This is a genomic window from Streptomyces sp. NPDC001851, assembly GCF_040297165.1.
Taxonomy (GTDB): domain Bacteria; phylum Actinomycetota; class Actinomycetes; order Streptomycetales; family Streptomycetaceae; genus Streptomyces.
This window is the reverse complement of record NZ_JBEOYR010000017.1, coordinates 132,072-157,481: the sequence shown is the minus strand read 5'-3', so window position 1 is coordinate 157,481 and position 25,410 is coordinate 132,072. Positions and strand designations below refer to the sequence as shown.

Annotated in this window: 21 protein-coding genes and 1 riboswitch; of the genes, 15 read left to right on the top strand and 6 right to left on the bottom strand. The window is 73.3% G+C overall.

What is annotated here, in order from left to right:
- Positions 1 to 9: 9 nt before the first annotated feature.
- From ABT171_RS25305 to ABT171_RS25295, 3 genes are all read left to right on the top strand, one after another.
- Positions 10 to 807 (top strand): SURF1 family cytochrome oxidase biogenesis protein, encoded by a 798-nt coding sequence (locus tag ABT171_RS25305; protein WP_503076506.1) that lies wholly within the window; start codon positions 10 to 12, stop codon positions 805 to 807.
- A gap of 80 nt (positions 808 to 887) precedes the next feature.
- Positions 888 to 2,672 (top strand): glycoside hydrolase family 15 protein, encoded by a 1,785-nt coding sequence (locus ABT171_RS25300; protein WP_351247487.1) that lies wholly within the window; start codon positions 888 to 890, stop codon positions 2,670 to 2,672.
- 5 nt (positions 2,673 to 2,677) lie between these two features.
- Complete coding sequence (locus tag ABT171_RS25295) at positions 2,678 to 3,433, top strand: SDR family oxidoreductase (protein ID WP_351247485.1); 756 nt, start codon at positions 2,678 to 2,680, stop codon at positions 3,431 to 3,433.
- A gap of 174 nt (positions 3,434 to 3,607) precedes the next feature.
- Here the strand turns inward: ABT171_RS25295 and ABT171_RS25290 are convergent, their stop codons facing one another.
- The 3 genes from ABT171_RS25290 to ABT171_RS25280 form a co-directional block, all read right to left on the bottom strand.
- Positions 3,608 to 4,411 carry an enoyl-CoA hydratase/isomerase family protein gene (locus tag ABT171_RS25290; RefSeq protein WP_351247483.1) on the bottom strand — a complete coding sequence of 268 codons (804 nt, stop codon included), beginning with the start codon at positions 4,409 to 4,411 and terminating at the stop codon, positions 3,608 to 3,610.
- Positions 4,412 to 4,540: 129 nt separating this feature from the next.
- A complete protein-coding gene (locus ABT171_RS25285) occupies positions 4,541 to 4,762 on the bottom strand; it encodes a helix-turn-helix domain-containing protein (RefSeq protein WP_004002281.1) in 222 nt (73 codons plus the stop codon).
- Positions 4,763 to 5,085: 323 nt separating this feature from the next.
- A complete protein-coding gene (locus ABT171_RS25280) occupies positions 5,086 to 6,684 on the bottom strand; it encodes an ABC-F family ATP-binding cassette domain-containing protein (protein WP_351247481.1) in 1,599 nt (532 codons plus the stop codon).
- 300 nt (positions 6,685 to 6,984) lie between these two features.
- Between ABT171_RS25280 and ABT171_RS25275 the strand changes: the two genes are divergently transcribed.
- Both ABT171_RS25275 and ABT171_RS25270 read left to right on the top strand, forming a co-directional pair.
- Positions 6,985 to 7,305, top strand: coding sequence for a hypothetical protein (locus tag ABT171_RS25275; RefSeq protein WP_351247479.1), 321 nt, complete (start codon positions 6,985 to 6,987; stop codon positions 7,303 to 7,305).
- Positions 7,306 to 7,627: 322 nt separating this feature from the next.
- On the top strand, positions 7,628 to 8,041 hold the full coding sequence (locus ABT171_RS25270) for a VOC family protein (protein ID WP_351247477.1): 414 nt from the start codon (positions 7,628 to 7,630) through the stop codon (positions 8,039 to 8,041).
- Positions 8,042 to 8,070: 29 nt separating this feature from the next.
- On the opposite strand, the gene ABT171_RS25265 is transcribed toward ABT171_RS25270, so the two are convergent.
- From ABT171_RS25265 to ABT171_RS25255, 3 genes are all read right to left on the bottom strand, one after another.
- Positions 8,071 to 9,513, bottom strand: coding sequence for a hypothetical protein (locus ABT171_RS25265; RefSeq protein WP_351247475.1), 1,443 nt, complete (start codon positions 9,511 to 9,513; stop codon positions 8,071 to 8,073).
- A gap of 192 nt (positions 9,514 to 9,705) precedes the next feature.
- Positions 9,706 to 10,833, bottom strand: a complete 1,128-nt coding sequence (locus tag ABT171_RS25260) for an alpha/beta hydrolase (protein WP_351247473.1) — start codon at positions 10,831 to 10,833, stop codon at positions 9,706 to 9,708.
- A gap of 158 nt (positions 10,834 to 10,991) precedes the next feature.
- A complete protein-coding gene (locus ABT171_RS25255; RefSeq protein ID WP_351247471.1) occupies positions 10,992 to 11,654 on the bottom strand; it encodes a class II aldolase/adducin family protein in 663 nt (220 codons plus the stop codon).
- 190 nt (positions 11,655 to 11,844) lie between these two features.
- Between ABT171_RS25255 and ABT171_RS25250 the strand changes: the two genes are divergently transcribed.
- From ABT171_RS25250 to cobI, 10 genes are all read left to right on the top strand, one after another.
- Positions 11,845 to 12,597, top strand: a complete 753-nt coding sequence (locus ABT171_RS25250; RefSeq protein WP_351247469.1) for a lysozyme — start codon at positions 11,845 to 11,847, stop codon at positions 12,595 to 12,597.
- 143 nt (positions 12,598 to 12,740) lie between these two features.
- Positions 12,741 to 13,994, top strand: coding sequence for an inorganic phosphate transporter (locus ABT171_RS25245; RefSeq protein WP_351247467.1), 1,254 nt, complete (start codon positions 12,741 to 12,743; stop codon positions 13,992 to 13,994).
- A gap of 30 nt (positions 13,995 to 14,024) precedes the next feature.
- Entirely contained in the window at positions 14,025 to 14,252 is a 228-nt protein-coding gene (locus tag ABT171_RS25240) for a hypothetical protein (RefSeq protein WP_351247465.1), read from the top strand.
- A 169-nt stretch (positions 14,253 to 14,421) separates the two neighbouring features.
- A riboswitch (cobalamin riboswitch) is annotated at positions 14,422 to 14,493 on the top strand.
- Between the two features lie 126 nt (positions 14,494 to 14,619).
- Positions 14,620 to 15,585, top strand: coding sequence for a cobalamin biosynthesis protein (locus tag ABT171_RS25235; protein ID WP_351247463.1), 966 nt, complete (start codon positions 14,620 to 14,622; stop codon positions 15,583 to 15,585).
- The gene (locus ABT171_RS25230) at positions 15,582 to 17,090 is read left to right on the top strand and encodes a cobyric acid synthase (RefSeq protein ID WP_351247461.1); all 1,509 of its coding nucleotides are present in this window, start codon (positions 15,582 to 15,584) and stop codon (positions 17,088 to 17,090) included. The genes ABT171_RS25235 and ABT171_RS25230 overlap by 4 nt, the downstream gene beginning before the upstream one ends.
- The gene (gene cobN, locus ABT171_RS25225; RefSeq protein WP_351247459.1) at positions 17,087 to 20,740 is read left to right on the top strand and encodes a cobaltochelatase subunit CobN; all 3,654 of its coding nucleotides are present in this window, start codon (positions 17,087 to 17,089) and stop codon (positions 20,738 to 20,740) included. Before ABT171_RS25230 ends, cobN begins: the two co-directional genes overlap by 4 nt.
- Positions 20,737 to 22,728 (top strand): putative cobaltochelatase, encoded by a 1,992-nt coding sequence (locus ABT171_RS25220; protein ID WP_351247457.1) that lies wholly within the window; start codon positions 20,737 to 20,739, stop codon positions 22,726 to 22,728. The genes cobN and ABT171_RS25220 overlap by 4 nt, the downstream gene beginning before the upstream one ends.
- Positions 22,728 to 23,327, top strand: a complete 600-nt coding sequence (gene cobO, locus ABT171_RS25215) for a cob(I)yrinic acid a,c-diamide adenosyltransferase (RefSeq protein ID WP_351247455.1) — start codon at positions 22,728 to 22,730, stop codon at positions 23,325 to 23,327. The genes ABT171_RS25220 and cobO overlap by 1 nt, the downstream gene beginning before the upstream one ends.
- Positions 23,327 to 24,673 (top strand): cobyrinic acid a,c-diamide synthase CobB, encoded by a 1,347-nt coding sequence (locus ABT171_RS25210; protein WP_351247453.1) that lies wholly within the window; start codon positions 23,327 to 23,329, stop codon positions 24,671 to 24,673. Before cobO ends, ABT171_RS25210 begins: the two co-directional genes overlap by 1 nt.
- Positions 24,670 to 25,401: a precorrin-2 C(20)-methyltransferase gene (gene cobI, locus ABT171_RS25205; RefSeq protein ID WP_351247451.1), complete on the top strand. Its 732-nt coding sequence runs from the start codon at positions 24,670 to 24,672 to the stop codon at positions 25,399 to 25,401. Before ABT171_RS25210 ends, cobI begins: the two co-directional genes overlap by 4 nt.
- The last annotated feature ends 9 nt before the right edge of the window (positions 25,402 to 25,410 follow it).

Genomic DNA, 25,410 nt, shown 5'->3' with positions numbered 1-25,410 from the left:
CGTCGTGGGGTGCACCGCTACCGCTTCCTGTTGTCCCGCCAGTGGGTCATCCTCACGCTCGTCGCGATCGCGCTGATCCCGACGATGATCAGGCTGGGATTCTGGCAGCAGCACCGGTACGAGGAGCGCACCGCCCGCAACAACCTGGTGTCCTCGGCGCTGCACGCCAAACCGGTCCCGGTCGAGCGGCTGACCTCCCCCGGGCACACCGTGACCCGCACCGAGAGGTACCGCACGGTCACCGCGACCGGCGCCTTCGACACCGCCAGGGAGGTCGTGGTCCGGCGCCGGACCAGCTCCGACGGCGAGGTCGGCTTCCATGTGCTCACTCCGTTCGTCCTGACCGACGGCAAGGTGCTGCTCGTCAACCGCGGCTGGATCCCCGCCAACGGAGCGCAGACCGCCTTCCCGAAGATCCCCGCCCCGCCGTCCGGCCGTACCACCGTCACCGGACGGCTGATGGCCGACGAGACGACCGCGGCCAGCGGCATCAAGAACGTCAAGGGCCTCCCCGACCGGCAGATCATGCTGATCAACAGCGCGGAGGAGGCGCACCGGCTCGGCGCGCAGGTGCTCGGCGGCTATGCCGAGCAGACGGCGCCCCTGGCCAGGGGCGGCTCCCCGGAACAGATCTCCGACCCCGGCAGCGAGGACGCCCCGCTGAACTACGCGTACATGCTCCAGTGGTGGCTGTTCGCCGCGGCCGTCCCGGTCGGCTGGTGGTTCCTGGTCCGGCGGGAGATCCGCGACCAGGAGGAGGCCACGGCGGAGGCCAAGCCGGAGGAGACGGAACCGGCCGCGGTGTGACTCCGGCTTCCCCCGCGGCGGCCTCACTCCCCCGGCGCACCCCCTGATTGGCCCCCTGGCCCGCCGGGAAGCCGCATCCCGTGGACGCGCGCATCGAGGACTACGCCCTCATCGGCGACGAGCAGACCGCCGCGCTGGTCGGCAGGAACGGCTCGATCGACTGGCTGTGCCTGCCCCGCTTCGACTCCGGCGCCTGCTTCGCGAAACTGCTGGGCGACGAGAGCCACGGCTACTGGCGGATCGCTCCCGTGGGGGCGGACAGCTGCACGCGCCGCGCCTACCGCTCCGACACCCTCGTCCTCGACACCGAGTGGGAGACCGCCGACGGCACGGTCCGCGTCACCGACCTGATGCCCCAGCGCGACCGCGCCCCGGATGTCGTACGCATCGTCGAGGGGGTCAGCGGCCGGGTCACCGTCCGCAGCACCCTCCGCCTCCGCTTCGACTACGGCTCGATCATGCCGTGGGTGCGCCGTGCGGACGGGCACCGGGTGGCCGTCGCGGGGCCGGACTCGGCCTGGCTGCGCTCCGAGCCGGCCGTGCGCACCTGGGGCGAGGACTACGGCACCCATTCCGAGTGCGCCGTCGGCAAGGGCGAGCGGGTCGCGTTCGTCCTGACCTGGCACCCCTCGCACGAGCGCCGGCCGCCGCTCGTCGACCCCTACGAGGCCCTGGAGAGCAGCGTCTCCGACTGGCGGCACTGGAGCCGGCAGTGCCGTTATGACGGCCCCTGCCGGGACGAGGTCGTACGGTCCCTGATCACGCTGAAGGCCCTCACCTACGCGCCGACCGGCGGGATCGTCGCCGCGGCCACCACCTCGCTGCCCGAGCAGCCCGGCGGCGTGCGCAACTGGGACTACCGGTACTGCTGGCTGCGCGACTCCACCCTCACCCTCGGCGCGCTGCTCACCGCCGGCTACCAGAAGGAGGCCGAGGCCTGGCGCAACTGGCTGCTGCGCGCGGTCGCGGGCGACCCGGCCGACCTGCAGATCATGTACGGCGTCGCGGGCGAGCGGCGGCTGCCGGAGACGGACCTGCCCTGGCTGCCCGGTTTCGCCGGCTCCTCGCCCGTGCGCATCGGCAACGGCGCCGTCGACCAGCTCCAGCTCGACGTGTACGGCGAGGTGATGGACTCGCTGTCGCTGGCCCGCGCGTCGGGCCTGCCGACCCGCCCGCACATGTGGGCCATACAGCGCTCGCTGATGCAGTTCCTGGAGTCGGCGTGGCGGCAGCCGGACGAGGGACTGTGGGAGGTGCGCGGCGGCCGGCGCCAGTTCGTGCACTCCAAGGTGATGGTGTGGGTGGCCGCCGACCGGGCCGTGAAGACGCTGGAGCGGCACAAGGAGCTGGACGGCGACCTGGACGGCTGGCGCGGACTCCGCGACGAGGTCCACCGGGAGGTGTGCGAGAAGGGCTTCGACCCCGAGCGCACCACCTTCACGCAGTACTACGGCTCCCGCGAACTCGACGCGGCGCTGCTGCTCATCCCGCGCGTCGGCTTCCTGCCGCCCGACGACCCACGGGTGGTCGGCACGGTCGACGCGATCCGCGACGACCTCGGGCACGGCGGCTTCCTGCGCCGCTACGACACCGGGGACTCGACGGTCGACGGGCTGCCGGGCGGCGAGGGCGCCTTCCTGGCCTGCTCGTTCTGGCTGGCCGACGCGCTGCACATGACCGGCCGGACGAAGGAGGCGCGGGAGCTGTTCGACCGGCTGGTGGGCCTGGTCAACGACGTGGGGCTGCTGGCCGAGGAGTACGACCCGGTCCGCGGCCGCCAGCTGGGCAACTTCCCGCAGGCCTTCAGCCATGTCGGGCTGGTGAACACCGCGCTCACGCTGTTCGGCGAGGACCGGGCAGGATAGGGGCCATGGATCTTGGACTGAAGGACCGGGTGTACGTCGTCACCGGGGCGAGCCGAGGGCTGGGCAACGCCGTCGCGCGGGAACTCGTCGCCGACGGGGCGAAGGTCGTGATCAGCGGCCGGGACGAGGAGCGGGTGGCGGACGCCGCCGCCGAACTGGGCGCGAACGCGGTCGGCGTCGCCGTGGACAACGCCGACGCGCGGGCTCCGGAGCGGCTGATCTCGGCCGCCCGCGAGCACTTCGGCGCGTTCCACGGCGTGCTGGTGAGCGTGGGCGGGCCGGCGCCGGGGTTCGTCTCGGACAACACCGACGAGCAGTGGCGGGACGCGTTCGAGTCGGTGTTCCTCGGTGCGGTGCGGCTCGCGCGCGCGGCGTCAGCCGAACTGGAGCCGGGCGGGGTCATCGGGTTCGTGCTGTCGGCGTCGGTGCACGAGCCCATTCCGGGGCTGACCATCTCCAACGGGCTGCGGCCGGGGCTCGCCGGGTTCGCCAAGTCGCTCGCCGACGAGCTGGGGCCGCGGGGGATCCGGGTGCTGGGGCTGCTGCCGTCGCGCATCGACACGGACCGCGTACGGGAGCTCGACGCACTGTCCGCCGACCCCGAGGCCACTCGGGCCGCGAACGAGTCCCGGATTCCGTTGCGGAGGTACGGGGCGCCGGAGGAGTTCGGGCGGGTGGCGGCGTTCCTGCTGTCTCCGGCCGCGTCCTACCTGAGCGGGATCATGGTGCCGGTGGACGGGGGCATGCGGCACGGGTTCTGAGGAGCCGGGGTCGGTGCCCGGGCCGGGCCGCCGCCGCATCAGCCCCCGGCTCCAGCCGGAGCCGGACCCCGACGGTGGCGGTGCCGATCACAGCGGCGGGCGTCCCTCAGGGGCGCGGGGCACCGCGCGACCGGCCCCCACCGGCCCGCCCCGTCCGCACGCCCGCTCGTACCTCTACTCGCCCATGCCGGCGAGGTCCCGCAGTCGGCGTGCCTGAGCGGCACGCTCGGCCGCACGCTGCTCGTCGTACGTACGGTCGACGGCACCGCGGAGCAACGCCTTGGTCTCCACCACCGCGTCCCGCGGCGCGGCCAGCAACGCGGCCGCCAGATCCCGCGCGGCGTCGTCCAGTTGGCCCACGGGCACGGCGACATTGGCCAGCCCCGACGCCACCGCCTCCTCCGCCCCGACGAACCGCCCGGTCGCGCAGATCTCCAGCGCGCGGGCATACCCGACGAGACCGACCAGCGGGTGCGTGCCGGTCAGGTCGGGTACGAGGCCCAGGCTGGTCTCGCGCATGGCGAACTGCACGTCGTCCGCGACGACCCGCAGATCGCAGGCGAGCGCGAGCTGGAAGCCGGCCCCGATGGCATGTCCCTGGACGGCGGCGATGGACACGATGTCGTTCCGTCGCCACCAGGTGAACGCCTCCTGGAAGCCGGCGATGCTCGCGTCGAGCCCGGCGTCGTCGCGGCGCGCGAGTTCGATGAAGGTCGGCTCGCCCGGGATCCCCTCCGGGGTGAACATCTGCCGGTCGAGACCGGCGGAGAAGGACCTGCCCTCGCCGCGCAGCACGACGACACGGACGGAGCCCGGCAGCAGCCGCCCGGCCTCGGTGAGCGCCCGCCACAGGGCGGGGCTCTGCGCGTTGCGCTTGGCCGGGTTGGTCAGCGTCACCGTGGCGAGCGCGTCGTCGACGGTGAGCCGTACGCCGTCCTTGTCGAGTACAGGAGCGAGGTCCTGGTCGGGCGAAGCCATGGGGCGCCTCCGATGGGTGCGGTCATCACGCAGTGCCGTTACGGCATGCTAAGTGACTGCACAGTAACCACCCGGCCGATCAGAATGCCGACCGGGTGGCCACCATCGAAGCCGGTGGGCCGCCCGGAGTCAGGACGAAGCGGCCTTCTTGCCCCGGGTCGCTCCGCCACGCCCACGGAGCGTGACGCCCGACTCGCTGAGCATCCGGTGCACGAAGCCATACGAGCGGCCGGTCTCCTCGGCCAGCGCCCGGATGCTCGCACCGGAGTCGTACTTCTTCTTCAGGTCTGCCGCGAGCTTGTCGCGCGCGGCGCCGGTCACCCGGCTGCCCTTCTTCAGAGTCTCGGCCACCCGTGCCTCCTCATGGGAAGTGCGCTCTGGTCTCCTCATGATCACCCCTCTTGGGCGTGATGGCCACCCATTCGGCAAGGTCCGTGGGACATCGTTGTGACGACAGGAGCCGACCCCCACAAGCGGAACACGCAATTCCATGGGGTGGTGTCCACGGAGCCGAACGGGTGGATTCGCGAAGTACCAGGTCAGCGGCGCGAGGCGGCCGATCCCTTGGCGCGCGGGGGATCGGCCGGGAAATCCGTGTACGACACACCCCGATACGAGGAGATCTCACACAGATGATGGATCACGGATCGGCCGAATGATCCATACGCAGTGGATCACGCCAGGGCGACGAGGTCCGCGTAGTCGGAGCCCCACAGGTCCTCGACGCCGTCCGGCAGCAGGATGATCCGCTCGGGCTGGAGCGCCTCGACGGCGCCCTCGTCGTGGGTGACGAGGACGACCGCTCCCTTGTAGGTGCGCAGGGCGCCGAGGATCTCCTCGCGGCTGGCGGGGTCGAGGTTGTTGGTGGGCTCGTCGAGGAGGAGCACGTTCGCCGAGGAGACGACCAGGGTCGCCAGGGCGAGCCGGGTCTTCTCACCACCGGAGAGGACACCGGCGGGCTTGTCGACGTCGTCGCCGGAGAACAGGAACGAGCCCAGCACCTTGCGGACCTCGACCAGGTCCATGTCGGGAGCGGCCGAGCGCATGTTCTCCAGCACCGTGCGGTCGGCGTCGAGGGTCTCGTGCTCCTGGGCGTAGTAACCGAGCTTGAGGCCGTGCCCGGGGACGACCTCGCCGGTGTCCGGCTTCTCGACGCCGGCGAGGAGGCGCAGGAGCGTGGTCTTGCCGGCGCCGTTGAGGCCGAGGATGACCACCCGGGAGCCCTTGTCGATGGCGAGGTCGACGTCGGTGAAGATCTCCAGCGAGCCGTACGACTTCGACAGGCCCTCGGCCGTCAGCGGGGTCTTGCCGCAGGGCGCGGGCTCCGGGAAGCGCAGCTTGGCGACCTTGTCGGACATCCGGACGTCTTCGAGGCCGGAGAGCAGCTTCTCGGCCCGGCGGGCCATGTTCTGCGCGGCGACCGTCTTGGTGGCCTTGGCGCGCATCTTGTCGGCCTGGGCGTTGAGGGCGGCGGCCTTCTTCTCGGCGTTGGCGCGCTCCCGCTTGCGGCGCTTCTCGTCGGCCTCGCGCTGCTGCTGGTAGAGCTTCCAGCCCATGTTGTAGATGTCGATCACGGAGCGGTTGGCGTCCAGGTAGAACACCTTGTTGACGACCGTCTCGACCAGGTCGACGTCGTGGGAGATCACGATGAAGCCGCCGCGGTAGGTCTTCAGGTAGTCCCGCAGCCAGATGATCGAGTCGGCGTCGAGGTGGTTGGTCGGCTCGTCGAGGAGCAGGGTGTCCGCGTCGGAGAACAGGATGCGGGCCAGCTCGATACGGCGGCGCTGACCGCCGGAGAGGGTGTGCAGCGGCTGGCCGAGGACCCGGTCGGGCAGGTTCAGCGCGGCGGCGATGGTGGCGGCCTCGGCCTCGGCGGCGTACCCGCCCTTGGTGAGGAACTCCGTCTCCTGGCGCTCGTACTGCTTGAGGGCCTTCTCGCGGGTGGCGCCCTTGCCGTTGGCGATGCGCTCCTCGTTCTCGCGCATCTTGCGGATGAGCACGTCGAGCCCGCGCGCGGACAGCACCCGGTCCCGGGCGAGGACGTCCAGGTCGCCCGTGCGGGGGTCCTGCGGGAGGTAGCCGACCTCGCCGGAGCGGGTGATCTGGCCGGCGGCCGGGATGCCCTCGCCGGCGAGGCACTTGGTGAGGGTGGTCTTGCCGGCGCCGTTGCGGCCGACGAGGCCGATGCGGTCGCCCTTGGCGACACGGAAAGAGGCGTTCTCGATGAGGACGCGCGCACCGGCGCGCAGCTCGATACCGGAGGCGGAGATCAAGGACAGACTCCAGGGCGTACAGGGATTGGCGGGTGGGCGGCTGAGGACGTTCCCGCCGTCTAATGCGCGAGGAGAATGGCCATGGGCCAAGTCTAACGGGGCCGTGCAAGCGGTTTTTCTACGTCCGCGCGTTCGGCCCGGGCCGCGGGTGAGCGTCGCCGGGGGGCGTGCGGTCCGGGGTGATCCGTCCGAGGTCGTCCAGGGCCACGAGCTGGGGCCACGAGCTGCCCGGTCCAGGCGCCCCGTACGCAGGGCTGGGCGATCAGCGGGGCGGCGCCGCGGCGTACGGGGCCCGCGGGCATGGAACGCGCACTCCGTGCGGGCGGGCGGCACCCAGCGCGGAGCGCCGTCGGCGAGGCGGTACGCGGCGACGCGGTGCGGGGTGACGACCGCGAGGATGCCGTGGTCCAGGGGGCGCAGGACGCCGGTGCCGCCCTGGGCGGGGAGCCACTCGGCGGCGCCGGCCAGCGCGCGGTGCCGGCGCACCGCGCGCCCGTCGGTTCCGGTGAGCAGCCCGTCCTCGCACAGCGCGATCGCCTCCTGGCCCGCGGTCAGTACAGCGACCGGCCGATGCCCCACGCGCGCGTACCGCCGGCGCGCCTGGCCGGTGCGGGGTCGTAGGCGACCACGGCGGCACCCCGCGCTCGGGACGTCCACGCTCCGGCCGCCGGCTGCCGCCGCCCGTGCCCGGCCGGCACGAAGCGGTCTCCGTACGGGACGGGCCGCACGTGATGAGCGACACCGAGCAGGGCGACGGGCGGGGGCCGGTGCCGGGGCGGAGGCGGCCGGTGCCGGGGCGGGCGGGGGCGGGGAATCGCCCGTTCGGGTGAGGGTCCGGCACGGTCCGTCCGGATCTGGTCCCGGCAGCGGCGGCGGCGTTGTCAGTGGCGGCTGCGAGACTGAACGAGGTGCCACGGAACCGACGCACGAAGGAGTGATCGGCATGGCAGGTATGGGCGGCGGACGGCCGAGTCTCTACCCCACGGTGCTGTACGCGGACGCCAAGGCTGCGATACGACAGCTCACGGAGGCCCTCGGCTTCACCGAGCTCTCGGTGTACGAGACGCAGGACGGCAAGGTGATGCACGCCGAGCTGGTCCAGGGCAACGGCGCGGTGATGATCGGCTCCAAGGGGCGCGGCGGCCTGTTCGACACGGCGATGAAGGACGCGGGCCCCGCCGGGGTGTACGTCGTCGTGGACGACGTGGACGCCCACCACCGGAGGGCCCTTGAGCACGGCGTGGAGATCCTGATGCCCCCGACCGACCAGGACTACGGCTCACGTGACTACATGGCCCGCGACGCCGAGGGCAACATCTGGAGCTTCGGGACGTACGCCCCGGAACTCGACGCCTGACCTCCGGGCGGCTCACTCTCCGGGCCGGCTCAGCCTCCGGTGTGCACCTGGAACGCGGCCCGGCGCACGGCCTTGGCGAGGGCCGGGTCGGGGTGTGCGGCGGCGAGCGCGACCAGGACCTGCACGGTGCGGGGGTGACCGACGGCGCGGACCTCGTCGAGCAGCTGGGGGACGGTCGGCTGCACCGCGGACTCCAGATGCCGGACCAGCATCGGCGCCTCGCCGTGGTCGGCGACGGCCGCGGCGGTGTCCACCCACAGCCAGGTCGCCTCCTCACGGGTCAGGACCTCATGGGCGTCCTCCGGGTCGGCCCCGTCGTGCTCGGCGAGCCACAGCAGGGCGTACGGCCGGACGGCGGGCTCGTCCACGACGGCGCGTACGTCGGGCTCGGCGGGGGCGCCGACGACGCGCAGCGCCTCGAAGGCCAGGCCGCGCAGCAGCGCGTCCTCGCCGCGCGCCGCCTGGATCAGCTCGGTGACGGCGCTGCCGACGGGGCGGGCGGCGAGCCAGGCGCGGTATTCGGCGCGGGCGGCGTTCGGGCGCAGCTGGGCGCAGCCGCGGAGCATGTCCTCGGCGGACTGCTCGATGTTGCCGGCCGGGCTCTGCGCGGCCACGCAGATCTGCTCCAGCTTGACCCAGACCGCCCAGCTGCCCAGCGGGGTGAGGGTGGCCTGGCCGTCGCCGTAGGTCAGCGCGCCCACAACGGCGAGGGCCCGCAGCGCCCAGTCGAGGAGCGGGGCGAGCGGGGTGTCGGCGGCGGGTGCGGGGGCGGCCGGCTGCCGCGGCACGGTCGGGCGCGCCGGGCCGGAGCCGGTGGGGTGGTCGGTGCCGGGCTCGTAGGGGACCTCGCAGCGCTCGGTGCGCAGTTCGGTGACCCGTTGCTGGAGCAGGTCGAGCAGCTGCTCGACCGGGACGGGACCGGCGGACAGCTGCAGGAAGGAGAGCACCTGCGGCATGGCCGAGACGACCTCGGCGACGGCGGCCGGCTCGTACTCCTCGGGTTCCGGGGAGGCGAGCGACCAGGCGTCGAAGAGGGCGACCCAGCCGCGCAGTACGGCGCTGTCGTCGCGGTCCCACGCGCGCAGCCGCCAGCCGGGGCGCGCGCTGTCGCCGTGCACCTCGACGAGTCCGGCGAGGCGTGCGGTGTCCCAGTCGGCGCGGACCTGAGCGGCGCTCAGGCCCAGCTCGGCGGCGGCGCGCTCGGCGGTGACGGCGGAGAGGGTGGCCTTGCCGTCGGCGGTGGCGCCGTCGCTGCCGGGGCCGAGTGCGGCGTCGGCCCAGCGGGCCACGCGGACCGGGCCGGCCAGCCCGGTGCGTGCCATTCTCGCCAGCTCTGCGGGGGCGGGCGTGCCCTCCGGCGGCCGGGGTGCGGGGCGGCGCGGGCGCCGCTGGTTCACAGCTCTGGGGGCGGCGGCCAGGGGTCGCGGTCGGACGAGTCGGAGCCTGGAGTCGCGCGGGATACGGGACGTCACGGGTGCAGTCTTCCGGTTGACGGTCCGAAAACCCAAACGGAATGTCACGGGGGGCGACGGGGCTGGCCAACGCACGGGGTCCGGTGCGGGGCGAGGAGGGGTGTTCAAGCCAGTCGTACGGCATTAAACGGAATGCCCCGCACCGGACGGGCCCTGGGTCGGAGGCGTGGTCGGGAGCGTGGTCGGGGAGCCTCACATCAAAGGGGTCAGGAAACGGCGCAGCCGCTCCTCGTACTCCTTCGGGTCGGCGTTCCACATCGCCGCGTGCGGGGCCCTGGCCACGGTGTGCAGGGCGACCAGATCGGCGCGGCGGTCGGCGAGCCGGCGGGAGAGCTCCCAGGGCGCCACCCGGTCGTCGGGTCCGTGGAAGATCAGGGCCGGGACGGTGAGCCGGCCGGGATCGGTGATCTCGGCGACCCGGTCGGTGTGCAGACCGGCCCGGCCCTGTGCGGCCCGCACGGCGAGCGGCAGCAGCGGCTGCGGGGTGCGGCGGGCCTGGGCCAGGGCGCGCAGCGTGGCCTCCCAGCTGAGCACCGGTGAGTCGAGGACCAGTCCGGCGATGTGCTCGCGCACGGCGGAGTGCTCGGCGGCACGCAGGGCCATGGTGGCGCCGGTGGACCAGCCGAGCAGGACGACCCGGCGGGCGCCGCGGCGGACGGCGTAGCGGATGGCCGCGTCCAGGTCCCGCCACTCGGTCTCGCCGAGGTGGTTGAGGCCGTCCGGCGGACGCGGGGCGCCGAGATCGCCCCGGTAGGCGAGGGCGAGGACCGGGAGCCGGCGGCCGTGCAGGAAACCCATGAGGTTCATGGCCTGTTCCCGGGTGGCGCCCAGGCCGTGCACGGCGATCACCCAGGTGTCCCGCCGGCCGGGTACGAACCAGGCGGGCAGCTCGCCGAGTTCGCCGGGCACGTCGACGTCGGTGTGGTCGAGGCCGAGGGCGGCGGACGGGTTGCCGACGTACAGATTGGGGGTGAGCCACACCGCGTCGCCGGGGGCGAACGTGCCGTGTGTGACGCGTTCCAGGCGGCGTACGACGGTGTCGGCCGCGTGCCCGGCCGACTCCAGTACGGGGCCGACGACCGCGTGGGAGCCGTCGCCGGCCAGGCCGTAGGTGCCGGGGCGCAGCGCGGCCAGGTCGCGGGTGAGCGTGATCCGGCCGGCGGCCGTGCCGTGCACGGTGAGGCGGGGCTCGGTGGGCAGCGGACGGCCCGCGGGCGCCTTCAGCGCGGCGTCGCTGGCGATGCGGCCGGCGGCCACGGAGGCCATGCCGGCGGCCAGTGCCGCGGTGAGTGCGGTGGCGGTCGCTTTGACGGGGCGCACGCGTCCAGTGTCCTGGGGGTTGCCGTCACCGGCCAGCGGGGACGGGGCCGGGTGGGAAGCGTCGGGGGATCGGTGGGGCAGGCACCTCCCCCGCTGCCTTGAGGGCGTGCGCGAGACGATCGACGAGGCGCGGGAGCAGAGGACTGTGCGGCAAGGGGTCACCTCCGTTGGCCATACCCCTTCAAGCGTTCCCCGGCCTCGCCCAGTTGTGCCTCGGTCAGCAGGGACGGTGTCAGGCCCGGCACGGAGGACGCCGTCAGCCACAGGCGGCACATCCACTCCAGCTGGGCGGTGCGGTCGTAGGCCTGGTCGAGGCCGGCGCCGTAGGTGATCGTGCCGTGGTTCTGCAGCAGGCAGCCGGAGCGGCCCGCCAGGGCGCGGAGCATGTGGGCGGCCAGTTCGTCGGTGCCGTAGGTGGCGTACGGGGCGACGCGGACCGGCCCGCCGAGGGCGGCGGCCATGTAGTGGACCAGCGGCAGCTCGGCCACGAGCGTGGAGACCGCCGTCGCGTGCACGGCGTGGGTGTGGACGATCGCGCGGGCGTCGGTGGTGCGGTAGACGGCGAGGTGCAGGGGCAGCTCGCTGGTCGGCACCAGGGTGCCGAGCACCCGGCGTCCGGTGAGGTCGACGCCGGTGATGTCGTCCGGGGTGAGCCGGTCGTAGGGCACGCCCGACGGGGTGACGAGCACGAGGTCGCCGACGCGTGCCGAGACGTTCCCCGAGGTGCCGACCACCAGTCCGTCGGTTACGGTCCGCCGCGCCGTCGCGACCAGTTCCGCCCAGATACGTTCCCGTTCCGCGTCCCGCCGCTGTTCAGCCATGCCGCGATCCTGCCAGCCGCGCCCGCGGACAGGGGTGTGGCAGTCGCTCCCGGCCGGAGGCGCGGGCCCCCGAAAGGGTGGAAATCAGAGGGAATCGCCGCGTATGAGGCGCTGATTCGATGATCGCCGGGCCTTCAATGGTCTGCCTTGCCCGCCGGACGATCCCTCGTCCGCCGACCCGGGGAGACACATGGCCCGTGAACGCACTCGCCTCCGTCGCCGCGCCGGGGTCCTCGTGGCGGCCACGGCGGTGCTCGCTCTGGCGGGCACCGCGCCCGCGGTGGCCGGACCCGGCGCACTGGCCGCGGCCAAGCCGCGCGGACACGACGTCTCGTCGCACCAGAAGCGCGTCGACTGGCCGGCCGCCCGGTCCAAGGGCGCGCGGTTCGTCTACGTCAAGGCGACCGAGTCGACGGACTACCGCAACCCCTACTTCTCCCAGCAGTACAACGGCGCACGCAAGGCGGGCCTGGTCCGGGGCGCCTACCACTTCGCCCGGCCGGACAAGTCCTCGGGCGCCAAGCAGGCCGCGTTCTTCGTGCGGCACGGCGGCGGCTGGCGGGCGGACGGCTGGACGCTGCCACCCGCGCTCGACATCGAGTACAACCCGTACAACAAGAAGCACAAGTGCTACGGGATGGGCAAGAAGCGGATGGTCCGCTGGATCCGGTCCTTCAGCAACGAGGTGAAGCGGCGGACCGGGCGCCGCCCGGTGATCTACACGACGACCCAGTGGTGGAAGCTGTGCACCGGCAACAGCCGCGCGTTCACCGGCAACCCCCTGTGGATCGCCCGTCACGGCACCTCGCGGCCGGGGAAGCTGCCGGGCGGATGGCAGTACTGGACGATCTGGCAGTACGGCACCAAGGGCCGGCTGCCGGGTGACCAGAATCTCTTCAACGGGTCCACGAGCCGGCTGCGGACCCTCGCGCGGGGCCGGTAGCCATGGGGCGCCTGGGCTACGGGCGCCGAACGCAACGCGAATCCCTCCCCGTGGACACCGCTGCGCCCGCCCCAGTTCATCTTCCGTTCACCCAGGTTGCCTACGTTCATCCAGCCAATGACCTCGAACGATTGCCTGGGTAAATGGAAAGCTTCTCGCTGATCCTCGCGATTGTGGTGGTAACCGCACTCGCGTTTGATTTCACGAACGGTTTCCACGACACCGCGAACGCGATGGCCACCACCATCTCCACAGGCGCCCTGAAGCCGAAGATCGCGGTAACCATGTCCGCCGCCCTGAACCTGGTCGGCGCCTTCCTCTCCGTGGAGGTCGCGAACACGATCTCCAAGGGTCTCGTCGACGAGACCGGCATCCGTCCCGAGGTCATCTTCGCCGCCCTGGTCGGCGCGATCCTCTGGAACCTGCTCACCTGGCTGGTGGGCCTGCCGTCCAGTTCCTCGCACGCCCTGATGGGCGGTCTGATCGGCGCCACCGTCGCCTCCGCCGGCTTCGGTGCCGTGCACGGCGACGTGCTGGTCACCAAGGTGCTGCTCCCGGCCGTCGCCGCGCCGCTCGTGGCGGGCCTCGCGTCGATGCTGGCCACCCGCTTCTCCTACGGCATCGGCGGCAAGGCCGAGGGCGAGGCCACCCGCAAGGGCTACCGCGCCGGCCAGATCGCCTCCGCCGGCCTGGTCTCCCTCGCGCACGGCACCAACGACGCCCAGAAGACGATGGGCATCATCACCCTCGCGCTGATCGCGGGCGGTGCCATCGCCCCCGGCTCCAACCCTCCCACCTGGGTCATCCTCTCCGCCGGTCTGGCCATCGCGCTCGGCACCTACATCGGCGGCTGGCGCATCATCCGCACCATGGGCACGGGCCTGACCGAGCTGGAGCCGCGCCAGGGCTTCGCCGCCCAGACCAGCGCCGCGACCGCCATCCTGGCCTCGTCCCACCTGGGCTTCTCCCTGTCCACCACGCACGTCGTCTCCGGTTCCGTGATGGGCGCGGGCCTCGGCCGCAAGGGCGGGGTGGTCCGCTGGTCCACCGCGACCCGGATGGCCGTCGCCTGGGTGCTCACCCTGCCGGCCGCCGCGCTGGTCGGCGCGGGCGCCGAGTCCGTCACGGACCTCGGTGACTGGGGCACCGCCGTCGTCGCCGTCTTCCTGGTCGCCGCGAGCGCCGCGATCTGGAAGATCTCCCGCCGCGAGGTCGTCGACCACACCAACGTCGTCGCCGACACCGAGGAGCCGGCCGGCGTGGTGACCACCGCCATCGCCGCCGTGACCCCGCCCCCGGTGGGCACGATCACCGAGGACCTGACGGCCACGATCGCCTCCCCGGCGGCCACCGAGCCCGCAACCCCGGCCGTCGCCCCGCCGGCCGCCACCGTCTGACCCCGGCCCCCCGGTTACGAAGGAAGCATCATGAAGATCGACTGGGCCGCCATCGGGTCCGTCTTCGGCGTCAGCCTCGCCTTCGCGGTGGGCCTGGTGGCCCTGTTCACCCTCGGCATCAACGGCCTGGCCCGGCGCGAGAAGGCCGCGGCCCAGGGCGGCTCCGCCGGCCTCGCGGTCACCGGCGCCTACGTCTGCTTCGCCGCGTGCGCGGCGGCGGTGGCGTACGGCATCTATCTGATCGTGGCCAAGCCCTGACCGCACCCTCCGAAGGCTCCCCTCCCCGTTCCGCGGAAGGGGAGCCTTTCCCATGTCCCGCACGCCCCGCGGTGTGGGGATCGGCACACTCTCCCCATGCAGGTCAACGGCAAGTTGACGGCCGTTCCGGGTGCGTGGTGGACTGCCCAGGCCATGAACGGCGACACGAGAGGAAGCCGGTGCGAATCCGGCGCGGTCCCGCCACTGTCACCGGGGAAGGAACCCCGGGAGCCAGGAACTCTCACCGCCGAATCTCGTCGAACCAGGGCGCGGACACCCTGAGTGAGGACACGGATCGCCATGCTCGGCTGCCCAAGGACCAGGACCCGCACCAGGCCCGCCCCTGTACCCACGGCCGGCTGAGCCGATGGGTGCCGATCGCACGTACGCGTACGGCGCCGCCGCCGGCCTTCTCGGTGACCTGCTCCTCGGCGACCCGCGCCACGGGCATCCGGTCGCCGCGTTCGGGCGGGCGGCCGCTGCCGTGGACCGCGCGTTGTGGCACGACCACCGCGGCTGGGGCGCCGTGCACACCGCCGTGTGCGCCGGAGGCGCCGTCGCGCTGGGCGCGGTGGCCGCACGCGCCGTACGCCCCTCCCCCACCGCCTCCCTCGCGCTGACCGCCGCCGCCACCTGGGCGGTCGTCGGCGGCACGTCACTGGCCCGCGAGGCCCGCGCGATCGGGCACGCCCTGGAGCGCGGAGACGTCGAGGCGGCGCGGGCGCGGCTGCCGCATCTGTGCGGCCGGGACCCGCAGGCGCTGGACGCCGACGGGATCGCGCGAGCCGTGGTCGAGTCGGTCGCCGAGAACACCTCCGACGCCGTCGTGGGCGCCCTGGTGTGGGGCGCCGTCGCCGGGGTGCCGGGGCTGCTCGGGTTCCGGGCGGTCAACACCCTGGACGCCATGGTGGGTCACAAGTCCCCCCGGTACCGGCGCTACGGCTGGGCCTCCGCCCGGCTCGACGACCTGGCCGGCTGGCCGGGAGCGCGGCTGACCGCCGTACTCGCCGCCGCGGCCGGACCCGACCCCCGCGGTGCCCTGCGCGCCTGGCAGGCGGACGCCCGCAGGCACCCGAGCCCCAACGCCGGGCCCGTCGAGGCCTCCTTCGCCGGCGCGCTCGGCGTACGCCTGGGCGGCACCCTCTCCTACGGCGGCCGGGTCGAGCGGCGGCCCGTGCTGAACGGGGACACCGGACGGGCGGTCCGGGTCACCGACATCGACCGGGCCGTACGGCTCTCCCGCCGCGTCGGCCTGCTCGCGCTCGGCACCACGGCCGCCGCGCGCCTCCTCGTCAAGGGTGTCGTCAAGGGTCTGAAGGGACGTGGGAAGTGAACGGGGGACTCCTCGTCGCCGGCACCACCTCCGACGCCGGCAAGAGCGTCGTGACGGCCGGGATCTGCCGGTGGCTGGTGCGTCAGGGCGTGAAGGTCGCGCCGTTCAAGGCGCAGAACATGTCGCTCAACTCCTTCGTGACCCGCGAGGGCGCGGAGATCGGGCGGGCCCAGGCCATGCAGGCCCAGGCGTGCCGGGTGGAGCCGACCGCGCTGATGAACCCGGTGCTGCTCAAGCCGGGCGGCGAGCAGAGCAGCCAGGTGGTGCTGCTGGGCAAGCCGGTGGGCGAGCTGAGCGCGCGCGGGTACCACGGGGGGCGCCAGCGGAAGCTCCTCGGCACCGTGCTGGACTGCCTGGCCGAGTTGCGGGGCACGTATGACGCGGTGATCTGTGAGGGTGCGGGCAGCCCGGCCGAGATCAATCTGCGCCGGACCGACATCGTCAACATGGGGATCGCGCGGGGTGCGCGGCTTCCTGTGCTGGTGGTGGGCGACATCGACCGCGGCGGCGTCTTCGCGTCCTTCTTCGGGACCGTCGCGCTGCTGTCGCCCGAGGACCAGGAGCTGGTCGCCGGGTTCCTGGTGAACAAGTTCCGGGGGGATGTCAGCCTGCTGGAGCCCGGGGTGCACATGCTCCAGGACCTGACCGGACGGCGCACCTACGGCGTGCTCCCGTTCCGGCACGGGCTCGGCATCGACGAGGAGGACGGCCTGCGGGTGTCGCTGCGCGGCACGGTCCGCGAGTCCGCCGTGACGCCGCCCGTGGGCGAGGACGTGCTGCGGGTCGCCGTGTGCGCGATCCCGCTGATGTCCAACTTCACCGACGTGGACGCGCTGGCCGCCGAACCGGGCGTCGTGGTGCGGTTCGTGGACCGCCCGGAGGAACTGGCGGACGCCGACCTCGTGGTGATCCCCGGCACGCGCGGGACCGTACGGGCGCTCCAGTGGCTGCGGGAGCGGGGACTCGCGGACGCGCTGGTCCGGCGGGCCGCCGAAGGACGCCCGGTCCTCGGCATCTGCGGCGGCTTCCAGGTCCTCGGCGAGCACATCGAGGACGAGGTCGAGTCGCGGGCCGGAGCGGTCGACGGGCTCGGCGTGCTGCCCGTGCGGGTGCGGTTCGCCCGCGAGAAGACCCTGACCCGGCCGGCCGGGGAGGCCCTCGGCGAGCGGGTCGAGGGGTACGAGATCCACCACGGCGTCGCCGAGGTCACCGGCGGGGAAGCCTTCCTCGACGGCTGCCGGGTCGGACAGACCTGGGGCACGCACTGGCACGGTTCGCTGGAGTCGGACGGCTTCCGGCGGGCCTTCCTGCGCGAGGTGGCCGCCGCCGCGGGCCGCCGCTTCGTGCCGGCGCCCGACACCTCTTTCGCCGCGCTGCGCGAGGAGCAGCTCGACCGGCTCGGCGACCTGATCGAACAGCACGCGGACACGGACGCGCTGTGGCGGCTCATCGAGTCGGGCGCGCCGCAAGGACTGCCTTTCATTCCACCGGGAGCGCCCGCATGAGCACAGTGTTGTTGTTGTCGACCGCCGACACGGATCTGCTGGCGGCCCGGGCCTCCGGCGCGGACTACCGCATCGGCAACCCGACCCGGGTGGACGTCCGCGAGGAGCTGCCGCGCCTGCTCGACGGGGCCGACCTGGCCGTCGTGCGGCTGCTGGGCGGCAAGCGCGCCTGGGAGGAGGGGCTCGCCGCGCTGAAGGCGGCCGGGATCCCGACGGTGCTGCTGGGCGGCGAGGCCGTGCCCGACGCCGAGCTGATGGCCGAGTCGTCGGTGCCGGCCGGTGTGGTGGCGGAGGCGCTGAAGTACCTGGTCGAGGGCGGCCCCGCGAACCTGCTGGAGCTGTCCCGGTTCCTGTCGGACACCGTGCTGCTGACCGGTGAGGGCTTCGAGGAGCCGCGGAAGATGCCGGAGTACGGCGTCCACGGCTCCTACGAGGTCCGGAACGGCCGTCCGACCGTGGGGGTGCTCTTCTACCGGGCGCACGAGCTGAGCGGCAACACCGCCTTCGTGGACACCCTGTGCGAGGCGATCGAGGCGCAGGGCGCCAACGCCCTGCCCGTGTACTGCGGTTCGCTGCGCGGCGCGGACGCCGGGCTGTACGAACTGCTGGCGAAGGCCGACGTGCTGGTCGCCACGGTGCTCGCGGCCGGGGGCACCCACGCCTCGCAGGCGTCGGCGGGCGGCGACGAGGAGTCCTGGGACATCGGCGCGCTCGCGGATCTGGACATCCCGGTGCTGCAGGGCCTGTGCCTCACCTCCTCGCGGGCCGCCTGGGAGGAGTCCGACGCCGCCCTGTCCCCCATGGACGCGGCGATGCAGGTCGCGATCCCGGAGTTCGACGGGCGGCTGATCACCGTGCCGTTCTCCTTCAAGGAGCAGGGACCCGACGAGGTCCCGGTGTACCTCGCCGACCCGGAGCGGGCCGCGCGGGTGGCCGGGATCGCCCTGCGCCACGCCCGGCTGAAGCACAAGCCGAACGCCGAGAAGAAGGTCGCGCTGGTCTTCACGGCGTACCCGACCAAGCACTCCCGGGTCGGCAACGCGGTCGGACTGGACACCCCGGCGTCGGCGGTGCGGGTGCTGGACGCGCTCAGGGACGCCGGGTACGGGCTCACCGAGTACCCCTCCGGTGGCGACGAGCTGATCCACCGGCTGATCGCGGCCGGCGGCCATGACGTGGAGTGGCTCACGGAGGAGCAGCTGGCGGCGGCCTCCGCGCGCGTGCCGCTGGCCGACTACCGGGCGTGGTTCGAGAAGCTGGACCCGGAGCTGCGGGACGCGATGACCGAGGCGTGGGGCGAACCGCCGGGCAGCCTCTACGTGGACGGCGACGACATCGTGCTGGCCTCGCTCCGGTTCGGGAACGTCGTCGTGATGATCCAGCCGCCGCGCGGCTTCGGCGAGAACCCGATCGCCATCTACCACGACCCCGACATGCCGCCGTCGCACCACTACATGGCGGCGTACAGGTGGCTGGAGAACTCGTTCGGCGCGGACGCCATCGTGCACATGGGCAAGCACGGCACCATGGAGTGGCTGCCGGGCAAGGGTCTCGGTCTGAGCGCGGGGTGCGCTCCGGACGCGGTGCTCGGCGACCTGCCGCTGATCTACCCGTTCATCGTCAACGACCCCGGCGAGGGCACCCAGGCCAAGCGGCGCGGGCACGCCACGGTGGTCGACCACCTGGTGCCGCCGATGGCCCGCGCCGACACCTACGGCGACCTCGCCAAGCTGGAGCAGCTGCTGGACGAGTACGCGCTCGTCTCCGACCTGGACCCGGCGAAGGCACCGGCCGTCCGCGCCCAGATCTGGACCCTGGTCAAGGCGGCCGAGCTGCACCACGACCTGCATGTGGACGAGCAGCCGGACGACGACGAGTTCGACGAGTTCGTCATGCACATCGACGGCTATCTGTGCGAGATCAAGGACGTGCAGATCCGCGACGGCCTGCACATCCTGGGCGGCGGCCCGGTCGGCGAGCCGCGGGTGAACCTGGTGCTCGCCGTGCTGCGCGCCTCGCAGGTGTGGGGCGGCCGGGCGAACGCGCTGCCGGGGCTCCGGTCCTCGCTGGCGGCCCATTTCGGGCTGGACGAGAAGGAGCTGCTGGCCGAGCCCGGCGCGCCGGTGAAGGTGCCGGTGGAGCTGACGGAGCTGGTGGAGGGCCCGGCGCGGACCGCGTCCGACGCGATCGACCTGCTGGAGAAGCTGTGCCGGGGGATCGCGGAGGGCATGGAGGCGCGGGCGTGGGACCGTGCGGTCGTCCCGGCCGTCCTGCGCGGGGTGCTCCGCACCGAACTCCCGGACGCCGTGGCCGTGCTGGAGTTCGCGTGCGACGAGGTCGTACCGCGGCTGGCGAGGACCACGGACGAGATCGGGCACATCCTGCGGGCGCTGGACGGCGGTTACGTCCCGGCGGGTCCGTCGGGTTCGCCGACCCGCGGCCTGGTGAACGTGCTGCCGACCGGCCGGAACTTCTACTCGGTCGACCCCAAGGCCATTCCGTCCCGGCTGAGCTGGGAGGTCGGGCAGTCGCTGGCCGACTCGCTGGTGCAGAGGTACCTGCAGGACACGGGCGGCTACCCGAAGTCCGTCGGCCTCACGGTGTGGGGTACGTCCGCGATGCGTACGCAGGGCGACGACATCGCCGAGATCCTGGCGCTGCTGGGCTGCCGTCCGGTGTGGGACGACGCGTCGAGGCGGGTGACCGGGTTCGAGATCGTGCCGCTGGAGGAGCTCGGGCGGCCGCGCATCGATGTGACGGTCCGTATCTCCGGGTTCTTCCGGGACGCGTTCCCGCACGTCGTCGGGCTGATCGACGACGCGGTGCGGGCGGTGGCCGAGCTGGACGAGCCCGACGAGTCCAACTTCGTGCGGGCGCATGTGGAGGAGGACGCGGCCGAGCACGGTGACCGGCGGCGCGCGACGGCGCGCGTCTTCGGGTCGAAGCCCGGGGCGTACGGCGCGGGTCTGCTGCCGCTGATCGACGCCCGCAACTGGCGCAGCGACGCGGACCTCGCCGAGGTGTACGCCGTCTGGGGCGGCTACGCCTACGGGCGGGGGCTCGACGGGCGGGCGGCGCGCGGGGACATGGAGACCGCGTTCCGGCGGATCGCGGTGGCGGCGAAGAACGTCGACACCCGTGAGCACGACCTGGTCGACGCCGACGACTACTTCCAGTACCACGGCGGCATGGTCGCCATGGTCCGGCACCTGACCGGCGCCAACCCCGAGGCGTACGTGGGCGATTCCGCCGTACCGGACCAGGTGAGGACCCGCACGCTGGGCGAGGAGACGCACCGGGTCTTCCGGGCCCGGGTGGTGAACCCGCGCTGGATGGCGGCCATGCGCCGGCACGGCTACAAGGGCGCCTTCGAGATGGCGGCGACGGTGGACTACCTGTTCGGCTACGACGCCACGGCGGGCGTGGTCGACGACTGGATGTACGAGAAGCTCAGCGCGGAGTACGTCTTCGACCCGGAGAACCGGGACTTCATGAAGGCGTCCAACCCGTGGGCGCTGCGCGGCATCACCGAGCGGCTGCTGGAGGCGGCGGACCGCGGCCTGTGGGCGGAGCCGGACGCGGAGACGCTGGAGCGGCTGCGCGCCACCTACCTGGAGCTGGAAGGCGACTTGGAGGGCGACGACCAGTGACCACCCCCTTTCCTTTCACGGCCGTGGTCGGCCAGGACGACCTGCGGCTGGCGCTGCTGCTGAACGCCGTGTCCCCGGCGGTGGGCGGGGTGCTGGTGCGCGGCGAGAAGGGCACGGCCAAGTCGACGGCCGTGCGTGCTCTGTCGGCGCTGCTGCCGGAGGTGGCCGTCGTCCCGGGGTGCCGGTTCTCCTGTGATCCGGCGGCTCCGGACCCGTCGTGCCCGGACGGCCCGCACGAGCGGGGAGCGGGCGCGGCCCGTCCCGCCCGGATGGTCGAGCTGCCGGTCGGTGCCTCCGAGGACCGGCTGGTCGGGGCCCTGGACATCGAGCGGGCGCTCGCGGAGGGCGTGAAGGCGTTCGAGCCGGGCCTGCTGGCCGACGCGCACCGCGGGATCCTCTACGTCGACGAGGTCAACCTGCTCCACGACCACCTGGTCGACCTGCTGCTGGACGCGGCGGCGATGGGCGCGTCGTACGTGGAGCGCGAGGGTGTGTCCGTACGGCACGCGGCCCGGTTCCTGCTCGTCGGCACCATGAACCCCGAAGAGGGCGAGCTCAGGCCCCAGCTTCTGGACCGGTTCGGGCTGACCGTGGAGGTCGCGGCCTCCCGGGAGCCGGACCAGCGGGTCGAGGTGGTGCGGCGCCGGCTGGCGTACGACGACGATCCGGCCGGCTTCGCCGCCCGGTGGGCCGAGGAGGAGGCGGCCGTACGGCAACGGATCGTGGCCGCACGGGAGTTGCTGCCGCAGGTGCGGCTCGGTGACGGTGCGCTGCGGCAGATCGCGGCGACCTGCGCGGCCTTCGAGGTGGACGGCATGCGGGCCGACATCGTGATGGCGCGTACGGCGACCGCGCTGGCCGCCTGGGCCGGGCGGACGGACGTCCTCGCGGAGGACGTCCGGCAGGCGGCGCTGCTGGCGCTGCCGCACCGCAGGCGCCGCAACCCCTTCGATGCGCCGGGCCTGGACGAGGACAAGCTGGACGAGACGCTGGAGCAGTTCTCGGGCGAGAGCGAGGGCGACGACGACCCCGATCCGGACGGTCCCGGCGGGGGCGGTGGCCGGCCGCAGCCCGACTCCGGTCCGCAGGGGGGCGGGGACGCCGCCGCGCGGCCGGAGACCGGTGAGGGCGGGGAACCCCAGGCCTCCGGCGCGCGGGAGCAGTCGGCCGTACGGGCCGCCGAGCCGTTCCGGACCAAGGTGCTGAGCGTGCCCGGGATCGGCGAGGGGGCGGCCGGGCGGCGGTCACGGGCCCGGACCGAGCACGGGCGCACGACCGGGGCCCGGCGGCCCCGGGGCGCCCTGACCAAGCTGCACCTGGCGGCGACCGTGCAGGCGGCGGCCCCGCACCAGCGGGCGCGCGGCCGGTCCGGGCCGGGGCTGGTGGTCCGCCGGGACGATCTGCGGCAGGCGACCCGGGAGGGCCGCGAGGGCAACCTCGTGCTGTTCGTCGTGGACGCCTCCGGGTCGATGGCGGCGCGGCAGCGGATGAGCGCCGTGAAGGGGGCGGTGCTGTCGCTGCTCCTCGATGCCTATCAGCGGCGGGACAAGGTCGGGCTGGTGACCTTCCGGGGTTCCGGTGCGGACGTGGCGCTGCCGCCGACCTCGTCCGTGGAGGCCGCCGCCGCGCGGCTGGAGTCGCTGCCGACGGGCGGCCGTACGCCGCTGGCCGCCGGGCTGCTCAAGGCGCACGAGGTGCTGCGGGTGGAGCGGCTGCGGGACCCGGCGCGGCGGGCGCTCGTGGTCGTGGTGACCGACGGGCGGGCCACCGGCGGCCCCGAGCCGGTCGCCCTCGCCGGGCGTGCGGCGCGGCTGTTCGCGGCCGAGCAGCTCGCCTCGGTGGTCGTGGACTGCGAGTCGGGGCCGGTGCGGCTCGGGCTCGCCGGGCAGCTCGCGGGTGAGCTGGGCGGTACGGCGGTGACGCTCGACGAGTTGCGGGCGGACTCGATCGCCGGGCTGGTGAAGGACGTACAGAGGAGGGCCGCGTAATGCCGCAGGGGCAGCCGAGTGTCGTACCGGACGACGGACTGACGACCCGTCAGCGCCGCAACCGTCCGCTGGTCGTCGTGCACACCGGCGTCGGCAAGGGCAAGTCCACCGCCGCGTTCGGGCTCGCGCTGCGCGCCTGGAACCAGGGGTGGCCCATCGGGGTGTTCCAGTTCGTGAAGTCGGCCAAGTGGAAGGTCGGCGAGGAGAACGCGCTGCGCGTGCTCGGCGCCTCCGGCGAGGGCGGCACCGTGGACTGGCACAAGATGGGCGAGGGCTGGTCGTGGGTGCAGCGCGACCAGCAGATGGACAACGAGGAGAAGGCCCGGGAGGGCTGGGAGCAGGTCAAGCGGGACCTGGCCGCCGAGAGGTACCGGCTGTACGTGCTGGACGAGTTCGCCTACCCCATGCACTGGGGATGGGTGGACACCGACGAGGTCGTGGACGTGCTGCGGAACCGGCCCGGTACCCAGCATGTCGTGATCACCGGGCGCAACGCGCCCGACAAGCTGGTGGACTTCGCGGACCTCGTGACCGACATGTCCAAGGTCAAGCACCCCATGGACACGGGCCAGAAGGGCCAGAAGGGCATCGAGTGGTGATGTCGTCGGTGCCTCGGCTGGTCGTCGCCGCGCCCTCCTCGGGCAGCGGCAAGACCACCGTCGCCACGGGGCTGATGGCCGCGTTCGCCGCGCGGGGGCTCGCCGTGTCCCCGCACAAGGCCGGGCCGGACTACATCGACCCCGGGTACCACGCGCTCGCGACCGGGCGGGCGGGGCGCAACCTGGACGCGTACCTGTGCGGGCCGGAGCTGGTCGCTCCGCTGTTCCTGCACGGGGCGCGGGGGTGTGACATCGCCGTCGTCGAGGGTGTGATGGGGCTGTACGACGGTGCGGCGGGCGAGGGTGAACTCGCGTCCACCGCGCATGTCGCCAAGCTGCTGCGGGCACCGGTGGTGCTGGTGGTCGACGCGTCGTCGCAGTCGCGGTCGGTGGCGGCGCTGGTGCACGGGTTCGCTTCCTGGGATCCGGGGGTGCGGGTCGGGGGCGTGATCCTGAACAAGGTGGGCTCCGACCGGCACGAGGAGCTGCTCAGGGAGGCGTTGGACTCCTCCGGAGTGCCGGTGCTGGGTGTGCTGCGGCGGGTGCCGCGGGTGGATACGCCGTCTCGGCATCTGGGGCTGGTGCCGGTCGCCGAGCGGCGGTCCGACGCGGTGGACGCGGTGGCGGCGATGGCCGCTCAGGTGGAGCGGGGGTGTGATCTCGACGCTCTGCTGCGACTGGCACGGAGCGCGGGAGACCTGTCATGCGCTCCTTGGGAACCGCCCGTCACCCCGACGGGGAAGCGTGAGGTGGTCGCCGTGGCTGGCGGGTCCGCGTTCACCTTCTCCTACGCCGAGCACGCCGAGCTGCTCACCGCCGCCGGGGCCGAGGTCGTCACCTTCGATCCCCTGCGGGACGAGCAACTGCCCGACGGCACGGCCGGGTTGGTCGTCGGCGGCGGTTTCCCCGAGGTGTACGCCGCCGAGCTGTCCGCCAACGAACCGCTGCGCAAGGCCGTCGCCGAACTCGCCCTGAGCGGTGCTCCCGTCGCCGCCGAGTGCGCCGGGCTGCTCTATCTGTGCCGGGAGCTGGACGGGCAGCCGATGTGCGGCGTCCTCGACGCCACCGCGCGCATGACCGAACGGCTGACCCTCGGCTACCGCGACGCCGTGGCCGTCGGTGACAGTGTGCTGGCCGTCGCCGGGACCCGGATGCGGGGGCACGAGTTCCACCGCACGGTCGTCGAGCCCGGCGCCGGTGCGGCTCCCGCCTGGGGCGTGCGGGCGCCCGTACGGCGGGTCGAAGGTTTCGTACAGCAGGGCGTGCACGCGAGTTACCTGCACACGCACTGGGCGTCCGAGCCCGGTGTCGCCCGTCGGTTCGTGGAGAGGTGCCGGACGTCATGAGCAGCAGGCTGGTCGGAGTCGGCGTCGGTCCCGGTGATCCGGAGCTGGTGACCGTCAAGGGGGTCAACGCGCTGCGGGCCGCCGAGGTCGTCGTCGTACCCGTCATGGACACCGGTGAGCGGGGACGGGCCGAGGCGACCGTGTTGCACTACGTGCCCGGGGACAAGGTCGTCCGGGTGGTGTTCGCGCTGAACGAGCGGACCGACCGGGCGCGCCGGGAGGCGGCCTGGGACGCGGCGGGCGGGCGGGTCGCCGAGCTGCTCGCAGCCCACGGGTCCGTCGCCTTCGCCACCATCGGCGATCCGAACGTGTACTCCACGTTCACGTACCTCGCGCAGACCATCGTGGAGCTGGTGCCGGACGTGGTCGTGGAGACCGTGCCCGGGATCACCGCCATGCAGGATCTGGCGGCGAGGTCCGGTGCGGTGCTGACCGAGGGCACCGAGCCGCTGACCCTGGTGCCGGTCACCGCCGGGTCCGCCGTGCTCAAGGAGGCGCTGGCCGGACCGGGGACCGTCGTGGCGTACAAGTTCGGGCGGCAGGCCGCCGAGGTCGCCGAGGCGCTGCGGGAGACGGGCCGGCTCCAGGACGCCGTGTGGGGTTCGGCGCTGGGGCTGCCGGAGGAGTCGGTGCGGTCGGCCGGTGAGCTGGACGGGACGCCGTTGCCGTATCTGTCGACGCTGATCGCGCCCCCGCTGCGGGACGGCGGGCGGGGCGGGAAGCTGTGAGGCGGCCGG

What these genes read in the sequence shown, in the direction of transcription:
- ABT171_RS25295 (WP_351247485.1), top strand. Translation starts at nt 2,678, where the DNA reads ATGGATCTTGGACTGAAGGACCGGGTGTACGTCGTCACCGGGGCGAGC.
- ABT171_RS25290 (WP_351247483.1), bottom strand. Translation starts at nt 4,411, where the DNA reads ATGGCTTCGCCCGACCAGGACCTCGCTCCTGTACTCGACAAGGACGGC.
- cobO (WP_351247455.1), top strand. Translation starts at nt 22,728, where the DNA reads ATGCCGCAGGGGCAGCCGAGTGTCGTACCGGACGACGGACTGACGACC.
- cobN (WP_351247459.1), top strand. Translation starts at nt 17,087, where the DNA reads ATGAGCACAGTGTTGTTGTTGTCGACCGCCGACACGGATCTGCTGGCG.
- ABT171_RS25235 (WP_351247463.1), top strand. Translation starts at nt 14,620, where the DNA reads ATGGGTGCCGATCGCACGTACGCGTACGGCGCCGCCGCCGGCCTTCTC.
- cobI (WP_351247451.1), top strand. Translation starts at nt 24,670, where the DNA reads ATGAGCAGCAGGCTGGTCGGAGTCGGCGTCGGTCCCGGTGATCCGGAG.
- ABT171_RS25240 (WP_351247465.1), top strand. Translation starts at nt 14,025, where the DNA reads ATGAAGATCGACTGGGCCGCCATCGGGTCCGTCTTCGGCGTCAGCCTC.
- ABT171_RS25210 (WP_351247453.1), top strand. Translation starts at nt 23,327, where the DNA reads ATGTCGTCGGTGCCTCGGCTGGTCGTCGCCGCGCCCTCCTCGGGCAGC.
- ABT171_RS25245 (WP_351247467.1), top strand. Translation starts at nt 12,741, where the DNA reads ATGGAAAGCTTCTCGCTGATCCTCGCGATTGTGGTGGTAACCGCACTC.
- ABT171_RS25255 (WP_351247471.1), bottom strand. Translation starts at nt 11,654, where the DNA reads ATGGCTGAACAGCGGCGGGACGCGGAACGGGAACGTATCTGGGCGGAA.
- ABT171_RS25275 (WP_351247479.1), top strand. Translation starts at nt 6,985, where the DNA reads ATGGAACGCGCACTCCGTGCGGGCGGGCGGCACCCAGCGCGGAGCGCC.
- ABT171_RS25250 (WP_351247469.1), top strand. Translation starts at nt 11,845, where the DNA reads ATGGCCCGTGAACGCACTCGCCTCCGTCGCCGCGCCGGGGTCCTCGTG.
- ABT171_RS25270 (WP_351247477.1), top strand. Translation starts at nt 7,628, where the DNA reads ATGGCAGGTATGGGCGGCGGACGGCCGAGTCTCTACCCCACGGTGCTG.